Source organism: Bradyrhizobium sp. 23AC (assembly GCF_054863025.1).
Map to the genome: position 1 here is coordinate 258,865 of NZ_JAVAYN010000007.1, position 15,815 is coordinate 274,679.

15 protein-coding genes are annotated in these 15,815 nt (G+C 64.1%); 6 read left to right on the forward strand and 9 right to left on the reverse strand.

Annotation, left to right across the window (positions count from 1 at the left end):
- Position 1: 1 nt before the first annotated feature.
- From RAD10_RS19285 to pncA, 7 genes are all read right to left on the reverse strand, one after another.
- Positions 2–1,639: an ABC transporter substrate-binding protein gene (locus RAD10_RS19285; protein WP_461618786.1), complete on the reverse strand. Its 1,638-nt coding sequence runs from the start codon at positions 1,637–1,639 to the stop codon at positions 2–4.
- A gap of 23 nt (positions 1,640–1,662) precedes the next feature.
- Positions 1,663–2,478 carry a sugar phosphate isomerase/epimerase family protein gene (locus RAD10_RS19290; RefSeq protein WP_461618787.1) on the reverse strand — a complete coding sequence of 272 codons (816 nt, stop codon included), beginning with the start codon at positions 2,476–2,478 and terminating at the stop codon, positions 1,663–1,665.
- A gap of 446 nt (positions 2,479–2,924) precedes the next feature.
- Positions 2,925–4,130: a DUF1236 domain-containing protein gene (locus RAD10_RS19295; protein WP_461618788.1), complete on the reverse strand. Its 1,206-nt coding sequence runs from the start codon at positions 4,128–4,130 to the stop codon at positions 2,925–2,927.
- 133 nt (positions 4,131–4,263) lie between these two features.
- A complete protein-coding gene (locus tag RAD10_RS19300; RefSeq protein WP_244550681.1) occupies positions 4,264–4,644 on the reverse strand; it encodes a GrlR family regulatory protein in 381 nt (126 codons plus the stop codon).
- A 32-nt stretch (positions 4,645–4,676) separates the two neighbouring features.
- Positions 4,677–6,710, reverse strand: a complete 2,034-nt coding sequence (locus tag RAD10_RS19305; protein WP_461618789.1) for an NAD(+) synthase — start codon at positions 6,708–6,710, stop codon at positions 4,677–4,679.
- Positions 6,711–6,882: 172 nt separating this feature from the next.
- On the reverse strand, positions 6,883–7,998 hold the full coding sequence (locus RAD10_RS19310) for an alpha/beta fold hydrolase (protein ID WP_461618790.1): 1,116 nt from the start codon (positions 7,996–7,998) through the stop codon (positions 6,883–6,885).
- 16 nt (positions 7,999–8,014) lie between these two features.
- Complete coding sequence (gene pncA / locus RAD10_RS19315; protein ID WP_461618791.1) at positions 8,015–8,653, reverse strand: bifunctional nicotinamidase/pyrazinamidase; 639 nt, start codon at positions 8,651–8,653, stop codon at positions 8,015–8,017.
- Between the two features lie 259 nt (positions 8,654–8,912).
- Here pncA and glk point away from each other — a divergent pair, with 259 nt between their 5' ends.
- From glk to RAD10_RS19330, 3 genes are all read left to right on the forward strand, one after another.
- Positions 8,913–9,926: a glucokinase gene (glk, locus tag RAD10_RS19320; RefSeq protein WP_461618919.1), complete on the forward strand. Its 1,014-nt coding sequence runs from the start codon at positions 8,913–8,915 to the stop codon at positions 9,924–9,926.
- Between the two features lie 151 nt (positions 9,927–10,077).
- On the forward strand, positions 10,078–10,281 hold the full coding sequence (locus RAD10_RS19325) for a hypothetical protein (RefSeq protein ID WP_028136378.1): 204 nt from the start codon (positions 10,078–10,080) through the stop codon (positions 10,279–10,281).
- Between the two features lie 141 nt (positions 10,282–10,422).
- The gene (locus RAD10_RS19330) at positions 10,423–10,578 is read left to right on the forward strand and encodes a hypothetical protein (protein ID WP_461618792.1); all 156 of its coding nucleotides are present in this window, start codon (positions 10,423–10,425) and stop codon (positions 10,576–10,578) included.
- Positions 10,579–10,712: 134 nt separating this feature from the next.
- On the opposite strand, the gene RAD10_RS19335 is transcribed toward RAD10_RS19330, so the two are convergent.
- Entirely contained in the window at positions 10,713–11,090 is a 378-nt protein-coding gene (locus tag RAD10_RS19335; RefSeq protein WP_461618793.1) for a response regulator, read from the reverse strand.
- 111 nt (positions 11,091–11,201) lie between these two features.
- Positions 11,202–11,999: a Spy/CpxP family protein refolding chaperone gene (locus tag RAD10_RS19340; RefSeq protein ID WP_461618794.1), complete on the reverse strand. Its 798-nt coding sequence runs from the start codon at positions 11,997–11,999 to the stop codon at positions 11,202–11,204.
- A gap of 469 nt (positions 12,000–12,468) precedes the next feature.
- Here RAD10_RS19340 and RAD10_RS19345 point away from each other — a divergent pair, with 469 nt between their 5' ends.
- From RAD10_RS19345 to RAD10_RS19355, 3 genes are all read left to right on the forward strand, one after another.
- Positions 12,469–13,809, forward strand: a complete 1,341-nt coding sequence (locus RAD10_RS19345) for an ABC transporter substrate-binding protein (protein ID WP_091963592.1) — start codon at positions 12,469–12,471, stop codon at positions 13,807–13,809.
- Positions 13,810–13,963: 154 nt separating this feature from the next.
- Positions 13,964–14,902, forward strand: coding sequence for a carbohydrate ABC transporter permease (locus RAD10_RS19350; protein ID WP_461618795.1), 939 nt, complete (start codon positions 13,964–13,966; stop codon positions 14,900–14,902).
- On the forward strand, positions 14,902–15,813 hold the full coding sequence (locus RAD10_RS19355) for a carbohydrate ABC transporter permease (RefSeq protein ID WP_091963585.1): 912 nt from the start codon (positions 14,902–14,904) through the stop codon (positions 15,811–15,813). Before RAD10_RS19350 ends, RAD10_RS19355 begins: the two co-directional genes overlap by 1 nt.
- Positions 15,814–15,815 lie beyond the last annotated feature (2 nt).

Genomic DNA, 15,815 nt, shown 5'->3' on the forward strand with positions numbered 1-15,815 from the left:
CTCACGCCTCGAAATTGCCGGCGCGGAAATCCATCGCGAACGCCGGTGACGCCTTCCACTTGATCGACTTCGGCTTGGCCGTGAAGGTCGCGTTCTGGTGCAGCACCGTGTAGGCGGGGTCTTCGCGCTCGGCGATCTCCAGCATGCGGCGGAACGCCTTCTTGCGGGCGGCACGGTCGGTCGAGGTCTCCAGGAACTCCGAGAGCTTGTTCAGCTCGACATTGGTCCACTCGCCGATCTGCTGCTGCTGACCGTTCGGGCCGTGCTGGGCGACCAGCGAGGAGACCGGATCGTTGAAGGCGGCGGAGTTCGACCAATCGCGCACGGCGCGTGTGGGCGCGCGCTCCATGATCTGCGACCAGTTCTCCTTGGTCTCGATCTGGACGTTGAGGCCGACCGACTTCCACATTTCCACCAGCACCTGCGCGGTCGCGACCTGGTTGGTGTAGTAATTGTTGAGCAGGCGATAGGGAACCGGATCGCCCTTGTAATTGGCCTGCTTAAGCAGATCCTGCGCCAGCTTCGGATCGTAGGCCGGCACGCTCCAGTCGGCGTTGAACATGTCGCCGTAGAATTCCCATTGCAGGCCCTTCGGCACGCGGGTGCGGCCGGCCCACAGGCTGTCGACGATGGCCTGGCGGTCGATCGCGTGGGTGAAGGCGCGGCGCACCAAGGGATTGGCGAGCTGGGCGTGGTTCTTGTCGAATACGGTCAGGCGGTGGTTGAGGATGGTGCCGCCCTGCACTTCGAACGCGGCATTCTTCTCGATGCCGGCGATCTGGTCCGGCGGGATATCGCAGGCGAACTGATATTCGCCCGACAAGAGTCCGTTGATGCGGCTGGCAACCTCCGGCACTTCCAGGAAGCGGATGCGCTTGAGCGGCGGACGGCCGCGCCAATATTCGTCGTGCGCTTCCAGCGTCAGCGACACGTCCGGCTTGAGCTCGACGACCCTATAGGGGCCGGTCGTCACGGGCTTGCGCGCCCAGTCGAGATAGCTCGCGGATTCGTCCCAGGCGCGGCGGTTCATGATGTCGGAGCCGTAGCGCGACAGCCGGCCCTCGATCGTGACGTCGGGCGTCGCGTTGTAGAAGCGCACGGTGTATTTATCGACGGCATCGACGCGCACGAGGTCCGGCCAGATGCGGCGGGCGACGGCCGGCACGTCCGGCGGCAATTCCTTGCCCGGACGCGGCGTCGGGATCTTCTCGAAGGCCTGGATGGTCGAGCGGCTCTTCGCTTCGGTCTCGCCGAACATGCGCTCGCGGCTGAAGGTGAAGACGACGTCTTCGGCGGTGAGCTCGTCGCCATTGTGGAACTTGACGCCCTGGCGCAGCTTCACCTCGACGGTCTGGTCGTCGATGCGGCGCCATTCGGTGGCAAGGCCGGGCACGGCCTCGAGGTTGCCGCGCCAGTTCTTGGAGATCAGGCCTTCCCAGATCGAGGAGAAGAACACGCGCTCGCCGACATTGGACTGCTCGCGCAGCACATCGAGCACGTTCGCATTCGTCACCTTCTGCACGGCGATCGTCACCGACGGACGGTTGTCGCCCTGCGCGATGGCAAAACGCGGCAGCAGCAATGTGCCTGCGGCGGCGCCGCCGGTTTTCAGGATGGTGCGACGGGAGAATTTGCTCATGGCGCTAGCCCCAGATGATGCGGTTATTCGGCGAGACCGAGCGCGGCGAGATGGGCTGCGCCGGCGCGGACGTCGTCGTGGTTGCGAAGTTCGAGGATCAGCCGCGGGTTGGAATTCAGCCGCCCCAGGGCGCGGAACACGGCGACCCAGGGGATGTTGCCTTCGCCCGGCGCCCAGTGCCGGTCGGCAAAGCCGTCGGTGTCCTGGAGATGCACATGGGTCAGCATGTCGCCGGCGGTCTCGACGTAATAGTCGACCGGCGGCGCACCGGTGGAGATGTGGGCGTAGTTGGCATGCCCGGTGTCGAGCGAGACGCGGACCTTGGCACTTTCGAGCGCCCTGGCGAGACGGACGCGGTCGCGCGGATCCTTGTCCTCGATGTTCTCGATGACGATCTCGCAGCCGATGGTCTCGGCGCGGGCGATCACCTCGGCGAGCGTCGCCTTGACGCGTTCGACGAGATTGCCGCGATTGTCAGGATAGAGATCGAGATTGTTGTGATCCCAGGTCGTGAACGGCGAATGGATCACCATCTGCGTCGCGCCGAGGAACTCGGCGGCATCGAGGCCCTGGAGCAGGCGCTTGGTCACGGCCTGGCGGATCATGGGATCATGGCTGTCGATCTTGAAGCCCCAGAACGGACCGTGGATGCCGAGCCGGCCGGTATGGCCCGACAGCATCTGCTTGATCTCGCCCGCCGTGCTGCGCCAATCGCTGTCGAGAAGATCGGCGCGGAAGAAATCCTGGATTTCGAGATCGCGCTGCCGATCGAGAAGCCAGTCGCGATGCGCGGGGATCGATTTGATGGACAATGCGGCGCCCAGCACCGGCTTCGACATGGCTTGCTCCTTCGCCGTCAGCGATGACGGGAGCAGCGCTAGACCAGTTCAATGACAGGCCCGTGAAATCGAGGTTGCGCGGCGCCGAGGAGATGTGGACATCCTGCCGATCGCGTGCCGCGGACAGGCAACAGCCATCAGACCACCGATGCAGAACGGGCACATGGCAAGCGGTATCTATGTCCGTAGTGATCCGGAATGGAATCCTATCGCGATGTCACGTACATCGCGTGCATCGATCGGCGGCCATTTCCACGGGCATCACCCTCTGATCGCGCTACATGGGGTTGGGGGACCACATGGGGCGGGGGATTGAAGGCTGGGGCAAGGTGACGAGGTCCGGACTCCTAGGCACTCCGGACCTCGAAACTTTCAGATTGAACGCAGCAACGCGCCGTCCTTGGGGCATCCGGGCGGCGCGTTGTCGTTTCAGCGTCGTCTTTCGATCAGCGAGTCTGCGGCTCGATCGTCACCGTGCAGTCGCCCTGCCCTTGCGTCGCGACCACGATATTGCCGGCGGCCGCCCCAAGGGCGACCGGTGTGGACGAGCTGCCATCCGGCATCTGAACCGTCACGCTCAGCGAATCCGTGCGCGCGGTCGAGCCGACAGTTGACGGCTCTGCCTGGGCGACATTGCCCGACGCATCGCGCCGCATGATCTGACAATTCACGCTATTGCTCGTTGCGCTGCCAGCGGCTGCCACGTTCGACGAGGCCGTGCCGCCCATCTGCGCGCGGGCTCGCGACGGATCGCGCGGCACCTGGCTGACGATGCGATGCGTCCGCGGCTCGACGATGACGACGTCGTCATCGGTCGCGAAATACTCGTAATCCCGATATTGGGGCTCGATCGTGACGATCTCGGGCGGCAGCCGGTAGAGACGCACGCGCGGCGGGATCGTCTCGCCCACCCGGATCGAGATGTTCAGGTTGCGCTCGGGCTGCGCCAACCGCGCACGGCTCACCGTTTCAGACATCCGCACCTGCTTCTCGGTGGTCACGCTGGTCTGCTGACCAACCTGCGTGTTGGTCTGGGTGGTCTGATTGGCTTGATTGGTTTGCGTGCCGGAAGGCGCGGTTTGCGCGTTGTTGGTCGGAGCTGCGCGGTTCGTGTCCGTCGCGGTGGCCGGCCGGTTGTTCTGTTGCGCCGGCTGTTGCTCGGCGGCATTGCGCGGAGGCTGGTTCTGCTCTTTCTGGTTGGCCGCAGCTCCCGTGCGCTCGTTCTGCTGGCCAGCCGGACCGGTCTTGGATTTTTCGGACTCGGCCGTTGATTTCTGCGGCGCAGACTTGTCCTGCTTCGTCTCGGCGCTGCTCTTGCCGGTCTCGCGACCTTGTTTCGCCGTGTCGGCTTCACGGTTGCGATCTCGCGATGGCTCGCGGGACTCCTGGGCCTGCTCCTTCGCATTGGGCTGGCCGCGTTCAGCGGCGGTGCCCGGTCGTCCCTTCTCTTCCTCCGCACGGCGGCCGCCGCCCTTCTCCTCGCGGCCGGCGCCCTGCAGTCGCTCCTGGGCGCCCTGCGCGCGCTCTTGGACGCGTTCTTGAGCTGCACCACCGCGCTGCGGCGCGGCGCCCTTCGCCGGTTCCTCGGTCCGTTTTGGCTCGTCTCTGCGCTCACCGGGCGCCTGGGCGTAGGCGATGCCGGACGCGAGCATGAGCCCGACGGCCGCGGTCGATAACATCAGGTGTTGACGCATGGTCCCTCTCCTCGACAATTCGCAATAACAGACGCGAACGCTCTGTGGGTGCGAAGGTTCCTGAGCAGGAACGAGGGCCGATCACGCGGATTTACATCGCGTCCTTCAATGTGAGGCGGGCCGTGAATGTCACGGTGGTCTTGCCGACCAGCGCCATGCCTTCGACCTCCGCGCCGCCGGCGGAGTAGTCGCCCGAGAAGCCGCAGGTGACCTCCCTGCCGCCGAACGCAAGCGTCCTGCCGACCGCTTCGGTGTGCTGATTGACGATCATGTCGCCCCGCCACTTGCCGTTCCGGAAGGTGTAGGTGCCGGTGTAGTAGAAATAGCTGTCGCCGCCCATGATGCGTCCGTCACACAGCACGACGACGCCCCTCGCCTGCCCGCGCTTGCCGTCGCGCATCTCGATGTCGAAGATGTAGAGGCCGTTGACGACCCTGGCCTCTTCCGCTTCCGCTCCATCCCCTGCCGACATCAGATCATCTCCCCAACGATCCGCCGCCTCGATCAGTTCGGCACGTTCCGCTCGAGATCCTCGAGCCAGGCCGCCGCGCTCGAATCCGACGGCGCGCGCCAATCGCCGCGGGGCGACAACGAGCCGCCCGCCGAGACCTTCGGGCCGTTCGGCATCGCCGAGCGCTTGAACTGGCTGAAGGCGAAGAAGCGGCGCAGGAACACCTCGAGCCAGCGGCGGATGTCCTTGAGATCATAGGCCTTGCGCCGGTCGCTCGGGAACGCCGGCGGCCATTCGCCCTTGGCGACATCCTTCCACGCGTGCTGCGCCATGAAGGCGATCTTGGACGGACGCATGCCGAACCGCAGCGTGTAGAACAGGTTGAAATCCTGCAGCTCGTAAGGGCCGACGGATGCTTCGGTGCTCTGCGGCTTCTGGCCGGGCTCGACCGGCACCAGCTCGGGCGAGATTTCGGCGGCCAGGATCGAGCCAAGCGTCCGGTTGACGTCGTCGCTGAACTGCTTCGATGAGATCACCCAGCGGATCAGGTGCTGGATCAGTGTCTTCGGCACGCCGGCATTGACGTTGTAATGTGCCATCTGGTCGCCGACGCCATAGGTGCACCAGCCGAGCGCGAGCTCGGAGAGATCGCCGGTTCCGATGACGATGCCGCCGTGATGGTTGGCGAGCCGGAACAGGTAATCCGTACGCAGGCCCGCCTGCACGTTCTCGAAGGTGACATCGTAGACCTTCTGGCCGTTGCCGAAGGGATGGCCGATATCCTTCAGCATCTGCGTCGCGGTGGTGCGGATATCGAGCTCCTGCCAACTCGTCTGCAACGCCTGCATCAGCGCCAATGCATGGCTCTTGCTTTCACTGCCGGTGGCAAAGCCGGGCATGGTGTAGGCCAGGATGTTCTCGCGCGGCAGGCCGAGCAGGTCGACCGCCTTGGCGGCGACGATCAGTGCATGGGTGGAATCAAGTCCGCCCGAGACGCCGATCACGACGCGCTTGGTGCCGGTGGCGCGCATGCGCTGCACGAGGCCGGCGACCTGGATGTTGTAGGCCTCGTAGCAATCCTGCTCGAGCAGGCTTTCGTCGCTCGGCACGAACGGAAAGCGCTCGACCTTGCGCAGGAAGCCGATGTCGGCGGCCGGCGGCTTCAGGGCAAATGTCACCTTGCGGAAAAATGCCTCGCGCTGCCGGCGGTTGTCGTCGAACGTCCCCATCGAGGCACGTTCCTGCCTGAGAAGATCGAGATCGACGTCGGCCAGCGTGATCTGGCCGCCCTGGCGGAACCGCTCGCCCGCGGCCAGCAGCACGCCGTTCTCATAGATCGAGGTCTGGCCGTCCCAGGAAAGATCCGTGGTCGATTCCCCGGCCCCAGCGGCCGAATAGACGTACGCCGCGAGGCAGCGCGCCGATGTCGATTGGCACAGAAGCGCGCGCGAGCGCGCCCGGCCGATCGTGATCGGGCTGCCCGAGAGATTGATCAGCACGCTCGCGCCCGCAAGCGCCAGCTCCGAGGCCGGCGTCACCGGAATCCACATGTCCTCGCAGATCTCGACGCCGATGGTGAGGCCCGGAACGTCCTCGGCCGCAAACAAGAGGTCAACGCCGAACGGCGCATGCAGCCCGCCGAACGCGATCGTCTCTCCGACCATGCCGGCGCCGGAGGCGAAATGCCGCCCTTCGTAGAATTCGCGGTAGGTCGGCAGGTACGTCTTCGGCACCACGCCGAGGATGTTGCCGCGGTGAATGACGACGGCACAATTGCAGATGCGATGACCAAAGCGCAGCGGCGCTCCGACGATCAGGACCGTCATCAGTCCCGCGGAGGCCTCGACGAGGCCTACGAGGCCGCGCTCGACCGCATCGAGCAGCGGATCCTGCTTGACCAGGTCTTCGATCGCATAGCCGGACAGGCACAGCTCGGGAAACACCGCGACCGCCACTGACTGCTCATGGCAGGCTTTGGCCGCCGCCAGCACGGCCTTCGCGTTGGCCGAGGGATCGGCGACATGGGACGTGGTGACACAGGCCGCCACGCGCGCAAATCCGTGGGCGTAGATCGAGTGGAAAGTCATCGAGCGCAGTACCCTTAATCTCTTCGCTGCCGAAGCCGTCAGCTCCAGACCCTATGTAGCCCATCGACCCGGTCCCGTGCAGGCCATCCGCCGTCATGCATAACGGATTTGCGTCGTGGTCTGCCCAGCGCCATCTGCCCAGCGCCTTGGTCTGCCCGGTACCTTGGCTAGCTCAGGCGCTGCGGGCCAGCACGCCGGACAGATCGTCGCGCAGCCACGTGGCGATCCGCGGCCAGGCGTGCGCGTGGGTGCGCGCGCCCATGAACAGGCCGAGGTGATTGCTCGGCTCGGACGCCGCCGCAATGAAGGCCGGCGGCGTGCCGAGGAGACCGGCGGTGGCGAGCGCTTGCGCAGCCGGCACGACCTCGTCGTCGAGCCCGGCCAGCAGGAAGACGGGCGCCTTGACGTCCTTTGGATCGATCGTGCGGCCAAGAGCGACGAAACTGCTGCTAGCAATCTGGTTCTCCCGGAAAATCCGGTTGACGATCTCCAGATAATATTTGCCCGGCAGATCGAGCGTCTCGGCGTTCCAGCGGTCGAACCGCGCGAGCAGCGCCGCGCCCTCCTCGTCCGACAGGTCTCTCTGCAACGCCGTTACGATGTCGTCGCGGTCCGGCGCCTTGGACCAGAAGCGCAGCATCTCCTCGCCGCGGACATTGCCGCCGCCGCGTGCGACGAGCTGGTCGTAGACCATCTCGGGCGCGTTGCGGGTGAGCCGGCACAACGAGGATTCAATCGACAGATCCACGGGAGCGCCGACCAGCACCAGTCGCCGCACCTTGGCCGGAAAGCGCGCCGCATAGAGCAGTGACAGCCAGCCGCCCTGGCACAAGCCAACCAGATCGACCGGCGCGCCGATCTCGTCGATAGCGACGTTGAGATCGCCGAGATAGCTGTCGATCGAGAGATAGCGCATATCCGGCGTCGCCGACCGCCAGTCGGTGAGATAGACCCGGTCGATGCCGCCGGTCTGCAGGGACTGCACCACGCTGTGGCCGGGGGCGAAATCGGCGACAAGGGCCCGATGCAGCGCATAGGGCGCGCAGACCAGCGCCGGCTGGCCGGATCGCGTCTGCGAGCAATCGCGCAGGCGCATGGTCGCGAGCTCCAGCGCGACGGTGCTCGGCGTCGTCCAGGGCAGAGTGCTATCGCCCTGCTCCGCCGGACCGCGCTCCAGCCACCAGAAGCAGCTGTCCATGGCAAGGCGCGCCGCTGCAAACGACCACATCAGCGGGTCGTCCGGGACGGGCCCCTGCGCGCCGCTCTGGTTGCCGGCCTGCTTCACCATGGCTATCTCACGATTGTCACAGGAACGCCTCGAGGCTCACGATGGAGATGCCGAGGTCGCGAAAACTCCGATGGGCCGCGGCGACCGAGCCGTCGAGATCGATGCCGCGGCAGGCGTCCTCGATGACAGCGACCTCGAACCCTGCCTTGCGGGCATCCTCCGCCGAGAAGCGAACGCAGAAATCCAGTGCGAGGCCGGCGACGAACACGGTCTTCAGCTCGCGTTCGCGCAAATATCCAAGCAGGCCCGTCGGCGTCCGCTTGTCGTTCTCGAACAGCGCCGAATAGGAATCGATGCCACGGCGAAAGCCCTTGCGCACCACGAGGCTCGCCCTGACCACGTCGAGATCGCGATGGAACTCCGCACCCGAGGTACCCTGCACGCAGTGCGCCGGCCAGAGCACTTGGGTGCCGTAGTCGAGCTCGATGGCCTGGAACGGCTGCTTGCCCGCATGGTTCGGCGCGAACGAGACGTGGTCGCGCGGATGCCAGTCCTGGGTCAGCACCACATTGGCGAATTTTTGGGCGATTCGGTTGATGGCAGGGACGACCTTCTCGCCGCCGGGAACGGCAAGCGCCCCGCCGGTGCAGAAATCGTTCTGCACGTCGATCACCAGCAGGACGTCGCGGTCGGAAATCTTCATCGCTGGTCTCATTCGATGTGCCCGACGCGCCGGCGCCGGGCAAGTCCCCTGAGTGTCGGCCTTCCTGCACAGCTTCGCAACCGCCCGCGCCGTGCGAAGCCCCGCGCGAATTGGTCATGGGAAGACCGCCATGATGCAACGGTTTGGCCTCGTCCGTGTTGACTAGGCGCACCCAAGGGCGGATTCTCGCACTGCCCGTGACTGCGCGGATCGGGTCGAAGGACTGGAGGACAGGGTTGTCGTGCCGCAAGGCGGCGGCGGCCACGAAGTCATGAATATCGGCAAGACAGGACAGATACTTCTCGCCGATATCGGCGGCACCAATGCGCGCTTCGCGCTGATCCGGAGCGAATTGGGCCACGGCGAGCTGGGCGGCGAGTTGGGCAACGGCGACCAGACCGGACCGATCGATTATGTGAAGGTCGCCGACTTCCCGACCGTTCGGGAAGCCATCGCGGACGTGCTGGCGCGCCGGTCCGGCGGCGAGCAGCCGCAACGAGCCGTGCTGGCCGTGGCGGGTCCCGTCACCAACAACCGCTGCGTCATGACCAACAGTCCCTGGGTCATCGACGGCAACGAGCTGCAGCCGGCTCTCGGCTTCGACAGCGTCCATGTGCTCAACGATTTCGAGGTGGTGGCCTGGTCCCTGCCCGCCTTACGGCCTGCCGATCTGATCCCGCTCGGCGGACAGGATGGCCTGCCCGGAGAGCCGTGGCTGGTGGTCGGCCCCGGAACCGGCTTTGGCGTCTCCTGTCTGGTCGAACGCCATGGCGCGCGCCTCGCCGTCGTCACCGAAGCAGGACATGCGACCCTGCCGGCGGAGAACGAGCGCGAGGAACGTGTGATTGCGTGCTTGCGCCGACGCCTTGGCCACGTCTCCATCGAGCGTGGCGCGCTCTCGGGTTCCGGGCTGCAAAACCTCTACGAAGCCTTGGCTGATGTTGACGGCGCCCAGGTGCCGCACCGCGACGCTGCCGCCATCACCAAGGCCGCGCTGGAAGGCACCTGTCCCGTCAGCCGCGCGACGCTGGAGATGTTTTGCGCCATCCTTGGCTCGGTCGCCGGCAATCTCGCGGTGACGTTCGGTGCCCGCGGCGGTGTCTATGTCGCCGGCGGAATCGTGCCGCGCTTCCCCGAGTTCCTGCTCGCCTCTGCGTTCCGGGCGCGCTTTGAAGCCAAGGGACGCTTCCAGGACTATCTGCGCAACATCCCGACCAAGCTCGTGACCAAGCCAGACGCGAGCTTCGTCGGCCTGAAGATGTTCGCCGACTCCAATCCAAACTGAAATCGGTCGTCCTCCCTGCTCATGGTTCCATTAATACACAGCTGATTGCCGCGCACGCGCGGTTCCACGAAGGAACGTGCTTGCCTGCGTGTTCCGGATGAGAAACAATCCTGCCGTGTGTTTGTGTGTGGCGTAGTTGCGGGGGCGTGACATGCGTAAGCAGGATTTGGGTTTCGACTACCACCGCTATCATCGCCTGCTGAGCGAGGCGGATGATGAAGACAAGCGGCTGGCGCTGATCGACCTTCTGATCGAGGAAAAGGCACGAGACCGGCTGGCTGCCCAGCGCGCTTCCGACCGCGCGGCCATGACGGCCCACACCATTGCCAGGGTGCTGAAGAACGGCCGCAACTGAGACTTGCAATCCATCACGGCGGCTGCGAACGCGAGATTTGTTTGCGATTCCGTTAACGATGCCTCGCAATCCGACGTCAAACTTTTTGCTCTAGGGTTCCCTCACCTGATGCAATTCAGGGTCAACAAGGGGGCAATGAACATGAGCATGATTTCGATCGCCGCGATGCCGGCCGTCGTCGAAACGCGTTTCGCCGATTCGTCCTTCAAGACCATCTTGCTGTTCTGCTGCACGGGCCTGGTCGCCTCGTTCGGCCTGATGGCGTACGGCATCGACCTCGGCGCCGGCCTGATGTGAGACCGCGACAAATTCTACCGCCAAATGGCCGCCCCTGACGGGCGGCCATTTTCGTTGGGCTATCTCAGTGCGGCGTCTTCGCCGTCACTCAGTGCGGCGTCTTCGCCGTCACCAGTGCGGCGCCTTGCCGTCACTCAGTGCGGCGCTTTGACCGGGACTCCCGGAAACATGGAATCGATCATCGCCTTGAGCTGATCCATTGCGATCGGCTTGCGCAGGATCGGCCTGCGCCGGAGCAAGGACGGCAGCAGTTCCGGACCGTACCCCGTGGCGAACATAAACGGCTTTCCGCGACGTTCGATCAGATCGGCGACGGGATCGACGTAAACGCCCATCAGATTGATGTCGAGGATAGCCATATCGTATTGCGCGGTCATGGCGAACGCGCTCGCGTCCCGGACATTGTCCGCTTCCGCGACGACGTGGTGGCCGAGTTCCACCACCATGTCGGCGATCATCATCCGGATCAACGCCTCGTCTTCGACCAGGAAAACGGAGAGTCCGTCCGCCATATCAACCCCGCAGTCAGCTTGCCAAACTAATCATAACTCAATTGCGGAGAAGATTCACGAATTCGTGGCGGGCGCCGTTAATTCACACGCGCCCGATCCGATTCAACTTGATCAATCCAATCCTCGCTCGTGGCTCAGCCGCACCATCTCCTGAATAAAGACCTGCCTCTGCTTGTCATCGAGGCTCGAAAACAGCGGCTCGGCGGCGTCGGCGACATTGCGCTGGTCGGCGGCGCGGTCGATCAGGAACTGCGCCTCGTTGCGCATCTGCTCGATAATGTCGTCGGGCGGATCCCGCTTGGCGCGCGCAACCCGCAAGTTGAGCCGCTCTGCACCATTATGCCCAAGGTAGTGCATTGCGCTCGAGAAGCCGTACCAGTGCTTCTCCTGATCGGCCGTAAGGTTCAGCTGAGTCTTGATCCGCTCGATATAGGAATCGCTGTTGGCGACGATCTGCTCGGCAGTCTGCTGCGGCGCGCCGGTCTGGGTGAGGACGGTGACATCCTTATTGTCCTTGCCCTGCGGTGCGTTCTTGGCCTCCTTGCTCGCCTTGGCGCCCTTGCCTGCTTTGGCGCCCTTTGCATCCTTATCCTTGGCATCCTTGTCCTTGGCCGCGCCCTGTTGCTTGGCGTCCTTGCCTGTATCCTTGGCGGCCGGGGCCTGATTGCCATTGTTGTTGCCGACTCCGAGCACGCCGGTGAAAACGCCGACCACGCCGCCGATTGCACCGCCGAGCACGCCACCAACCGGACCTGCCGCCTTGTTTCCGGCCGCCGCGCCGTCCTGAACGCCTTTGACCAAGCCTTGAGCTTGGGCCACTGCGGCCGCACCGAGCAGCAGCGTAAGCACGGCCCCCAGCGCGAGCCATCGCCGCATGTGAAGCCGCACAGACGGCGCCCGGTTGATCATTCTCGTCTCCATCGTCGATCTGACTGGCCTGTTGGGGCGGAGTCACCCGCCAGCTGCAACTCTATCGTTTCCGCCGCGTCGCGGTCCAGACACAGCCGAATGCTGTCCACGCCCGAAAAGTCTTTCGCGCGAAGCGGTTATGCAGGCTTATTCGAAACTGCGGCGTAATTGCGCACGGATCGTTCCAGGCCGGTTCTCGCGAAGTGTGCGTCGCAAAACAAGCGATCGCAGCTCACCACCAGCACAGCGCTGCCGCGTTCGAGGACGCAACGTTAGTTCTAGGCGCGAGCCGTTCGGCTTTCTCGACAGACGCGGTCAATCATGATCTGATCGCGCTACCAATTTGCTGCGGCCTGCGTGAATTGTTCAACTTGGGCCGACGGCATCAATAAGAAAATCCAACAACAAGAACGCGGAAAAGAAGTCTTAGAGGAAACTCCAACAACAAACACCCAGGCGAGGAAACGAGATGTCACGCAAGACACTGACGCGACGTCAATTTGTGGCTGCCACTGCAATGTCCTCCGCGGCGCTGATCACAGCGCCCTATGTCCGGGGCGCTTACGCCGCCGGCAAGCTCTCGATCGGCTTCTGGGACCATTGGGTGCCGGGCGCTAACAAGGCCTCGACCGATCTCGTCAATGAATGGGCCGCGAAGGAGAAGGTCGAAGTCTCCATCGACTACATCACCAGCAACAACAAGAAGATCGAGCTGACCGCTGCGGCCGAAGCCCAGGCCAAGTCTGGTCATGACATCCTGCAGATGCCAAGCTGGTGGCCGCAGGCCTATTCCGAGAATCTCGAGCCGCTCAACGACGTCATGGAGCCGCTCCTCAAGCAGAACGGTGAGGTGAACGGCACCGTCAAATATCTCGGTCAGTCGGGCGGCAAATGGCTCGCAGTGCCCGCGACACCCGGCAGCCAGATCAAGGGCCCCTGCTCCCGCATCGACCTGATGAAGAAGCATGCCGGCATCGACGTGCAGGAGATGTATCCGGCCGGCGGCCCGCCCAAGGTCGAGAACTGGACCATGGAGACCTTCCTGAAGGCAGCCGAGGCTTGCCACAAGGCCGGCGTTCCGTTCGGCATCGGTCTCGGCGAGACCACCGACAGCGTGGACACCGCCGGCGCGATCTTCCAGTCGTTCGGCGCCGAGCTCGTCAACGCCAAGGGCGACATCACGGTGAAGACCGATCAGGTTCGCCAGGCCATGGAGTTCTACAAGAAGCTGATCGCCTTCCTGCCGCCGGATGCGCCGTCCTGGGACGACGCGTCGAACAACAAATGGCTGATCTCCGGCCGCGGCGCGATGATCCTCAATCCGCCGAGCGCCTGGGCCGTCGCCAAGCGCGATGCGCCGCAGGTTGCGGAGCAGTGCTGGACGCACGGCTTCCCGTCCGGTCCGAAGGGCCGGTTTGCACCGTACCTGCCCTACTTCTGGGGTGTCTGGAGCTTCGGCAAGAACAAGGAGGCGGCCAAGAGCCTGCTCGTTCACATGTCCTCGCCGTCGTCGATCGAGAAGTTCGTCGCGGTCAGCGGCGGCTACGACCTGCCGGCCTACGCCAACATGACCAAGCTCAAGACATGGGCCGAGGAAGGACCGCCGCAGGGAACGCTGTTTCACTATCCCGACCCCTACAAGCATCAGACGCTGTCGATCGCGGCCTCCCCGGCACCGCCCAAGATCGCGCAGCAGATCTATTTCCAGGCGACGCTGACCAAGATGGCGCTGCGTTTTGCGCGCGGCGAGACCATGGATCAGGCCCTCGCCTGGGCCGAGGGCGAGTGCGAAGGCTTCATGCGGAGCTAGCCGGGGTGCGCCGGGCGGTTCACGCCATCTGCGTGAGCCGCCTGCATCCCGTCATCGGATTCGCATGACCGGGAAGCCGACCCCAATGGCCGGCTTCGCGGTTGGACAGTTTGCAAAGAAGCTGGCTCAACAGCGCTGACTTAAGGAAGCTGAGATGGCCGATGTCATCGTCGAGCAGGGTCGCGTCGTCCGTACAAGGGGCGCGCGGAAGGGATCAAGCCTTCGCAACGCGCTCGGGCGGAAATCGACGGTGGCGTTCTTCCTGACGCTGCCGCTGATCCTTCTGATCGCCCTGCTCGTGCTCTACCCCGCCTTCTACTCGGTTTACCTCGCGACGCTGAACAAGGCGATGACCAAGTTCGTCGGCCTCAGCAACTTCACCTTCCTGTTCAAGCGCGAGACGTTCTGGATGGTGGTGCGGCAGTCCTGCATCTTCGCCATCACCGCGGTGGTCTTCAAGGCACTGATCGGTTTCATCGTCGCGCATTTCGTCCACAACATTCCGGGCAAGAAGCAGCGCAAATGGCGCGGCATGCTGCTGGTGCCCTGGGTGATTCCGCCGGCGATGAGCACGCTGGCCTGGCTGTGGCTGTTCGATCCCTCCTACAGCGCCTTCAACTACACCCTGTCCTTCTTCGGCGTCGGTCCGATTCCCTGGCTCGGGGACACCTTCTGGGCGCGCTTCTCCGTCATCCTGGTCAACGTTTGGTACGGCGCGCCGTTCTTCCTCATCATGTATCTGGCGGCGCTGAAATCCGTGCCTGATCAGTTGTACGAGGCCGCGGAGATCGACGGCGCCAATTGGTGGCAGAAGATCTGGCACATCACCTTGCCGATGATGCGCAACATCATCGCCATCACCACCCTGTTCTCGCTGATCGTCACCTTCGCCAATTTCGACATCGTGCGCATCCTGACGTCGGGCGGCCCGCTGGATACGACGCATCTGTTCGCCACCTGGGCGTTCCAGGTCGGCATCCAGAGCAGCGATATTCCGCTCGGCGCCTGCGTCTCGCTGTTCATGGTGCCGATCCTGGCGGTCGCTGCGATCTTCATCCTGCGCGATGTCAACAAACGCGGAAACGAAGCCTGATGAGCACGCTCGCAATCGACAAGGCCGGACCGTCCCGCAAGGTCAAATACGGCAGCATGAGCCGCGACCGCGTCTGGGCGCTGCGCTGGTCCTATTTCTTTCTGGTGCTGTTCGCCATCTTCTTCCTGACGCCGCCGGTCTACATGCTGATCACCTCGCTCAAGAGCAGCGCGGAGATCTCGGCGGCGACCAACCCGTGGTGGGTGTTTCACCCGACGCTATCGAACTATGTCGAGCTGTTGAGCTCGAACCAGTTTCTGCGCTTCTTCTGGAATTCGTCGATAATTTCGATCATCGTGGTGATCGTGACCATGATGATCAGCATTCCCGCGGCCTTCGCGCTGGCCCGGATGAAGTTCTGGGGCTCGGCGACGCTGGCCACCGGCGTCTTCCTCACCTACCTGATTCCGGACAGCCTTCTGTTCATCCCCTTGTTCAAGGTGCTCGGGGGCGTCCAGGAGTTGACCGGCATCACGCTGCTCAACAGATGGTACGTGCTGGTGTTCATCTATCCGACGCTGACCGTGCCATTCTGCACCTGGATCATGATCGGCTATTTCGCCTCGATCCCGAAGGAGCTGGATGAGGCGGCCCTCATCGATGGCGCCTCCTGGCTCCAGACGCTGACGCGGATCTTCATTCCCGTCGCGCTGCCCGGCCTGATCGCCGCCACCATCTTCGCCTTCACGGTGTCCTGGGCGCAGTTCCTCTATCCCCTGGTGTTCACGACGTCGGTGGATCAACTGGTGCTGCCGGTCGGCATCACCACCACGCTGATCAAGGGCGACGTGTTCAACTGGGGACAGATCATGACCGGCGCGCTGCTCGGCGCTGCGCCGCCGCTGGTCATCTATGCCTTCCTGATGGACTACTACATTGCCGGCCTGACCGCCGGCGCGACAAAGGGTTGATG

Bases quoted from the DNA above. Each gene is read 5' to 3' on its own strand.
- RAD10_RS19305 (WP_461618789.1), bottom strand. From the start codon at position 6,710: ATGACTTTCCACTCGATCTACGCCCACGGATTTGCGCGCGTGGCGGCC.
- RAD10_RS19340 (WP_461618794.1), bottom strand. From the start codon at position 11,999: ATGATCAACCGGGCGCCGTCTGTGCGGCTTCACATGCGGCGATGGCTC.
- RAD10_RS19295 (WP_461618788.1), bottom strand. From the start codon at position 4,130: ATGCTCGCGTCCGGCATCGCCTACGCCCAGGCGCCCGGTGAGCGCAGA.
- RAD10_RS19300 (WP_244550681.1), bottom strand. From the start codon at position 4,644: ATGTCGGCAGGGGATGGAGCGGAAGCGGAAGAGGCCAGGGTCGTCAAC.
- pncA (WP_461618791.1), bottom strand. From the start codon at position 8,653: ATGAGACCAGCGATGAAGATTTCCGACCGCGACGTCCTGCTGGTGATC.
- RAD10_RS19325 (WP_028136378.1), top strand. From the start codon at position 10,078: ATGCGTAAGCAGGATTTGGGTTTCGACTACCACCGCTATCATCGCCTG.
- RAD10_RS19310 (WP_461618790.1), bottom strand. From the start codon at position 7,998: ATGGTGAAGCAGGCCGGCAACCAGAGCGGCGCGCAGGGGCCCGTCCCG.
- RAD10_RS19335 (WP_461618793.1), bottom strand. From the start codon at position 11,090: ATGGCGGACGGACTCTCCGTTTTCCTGGTCGAAGACGAGGCGTTGATC.
- RAD10_RS19345 (WP_091963592.1), top strand. From the start codon at position 12,469: ATGTCACGCAAGACACTGACGCGACGTCAATTTGTGGCTGCCACTGCA.
- glk (WP_461618919.1), top strand. From the start codon at position 8,913: ATGAATATCGGCAAGACAGGACAGATACTTCTCGCCGATATCGGCGGC.
- RAD10_RS19330 (WP_461618792.1), top strand. From the start codon at position 10,423: ATGAGCATGATTTCGATCGCCGCGATGCCGGCCGTCGTCGAAACGCGT.
- RAD10_RS19355 (WP_091963585.1), top strand. From the start codon at position 14,902: ATGAGCACGCTCGCAATCGACAAGGCCGGACCGTCCCGCAAGGTCAAA.
- RAD10_RS19290 (WP_461618787.1), bottom strand. From the start codon at position 2,478: ATGTCGAAGCCGGTGCTGGGCGCCGCATTGTCCATCAAATCGATCCCC.
- RAD10_RS19350 (WP_461618795.1), top strand. From the start codon at position 13,964: ATGGCCGATGTCATCGTCGAGCAGGGTCGCGTCGTCCGTACAAGGGGC.
- RAD10_RS19285 (WP_461618786.1), bottom strand. From the start codon at position 1,639: ATGAGCAAATTCTCCCGTCGCACCATCCTGAAAACCGGCGGCGCCGCC.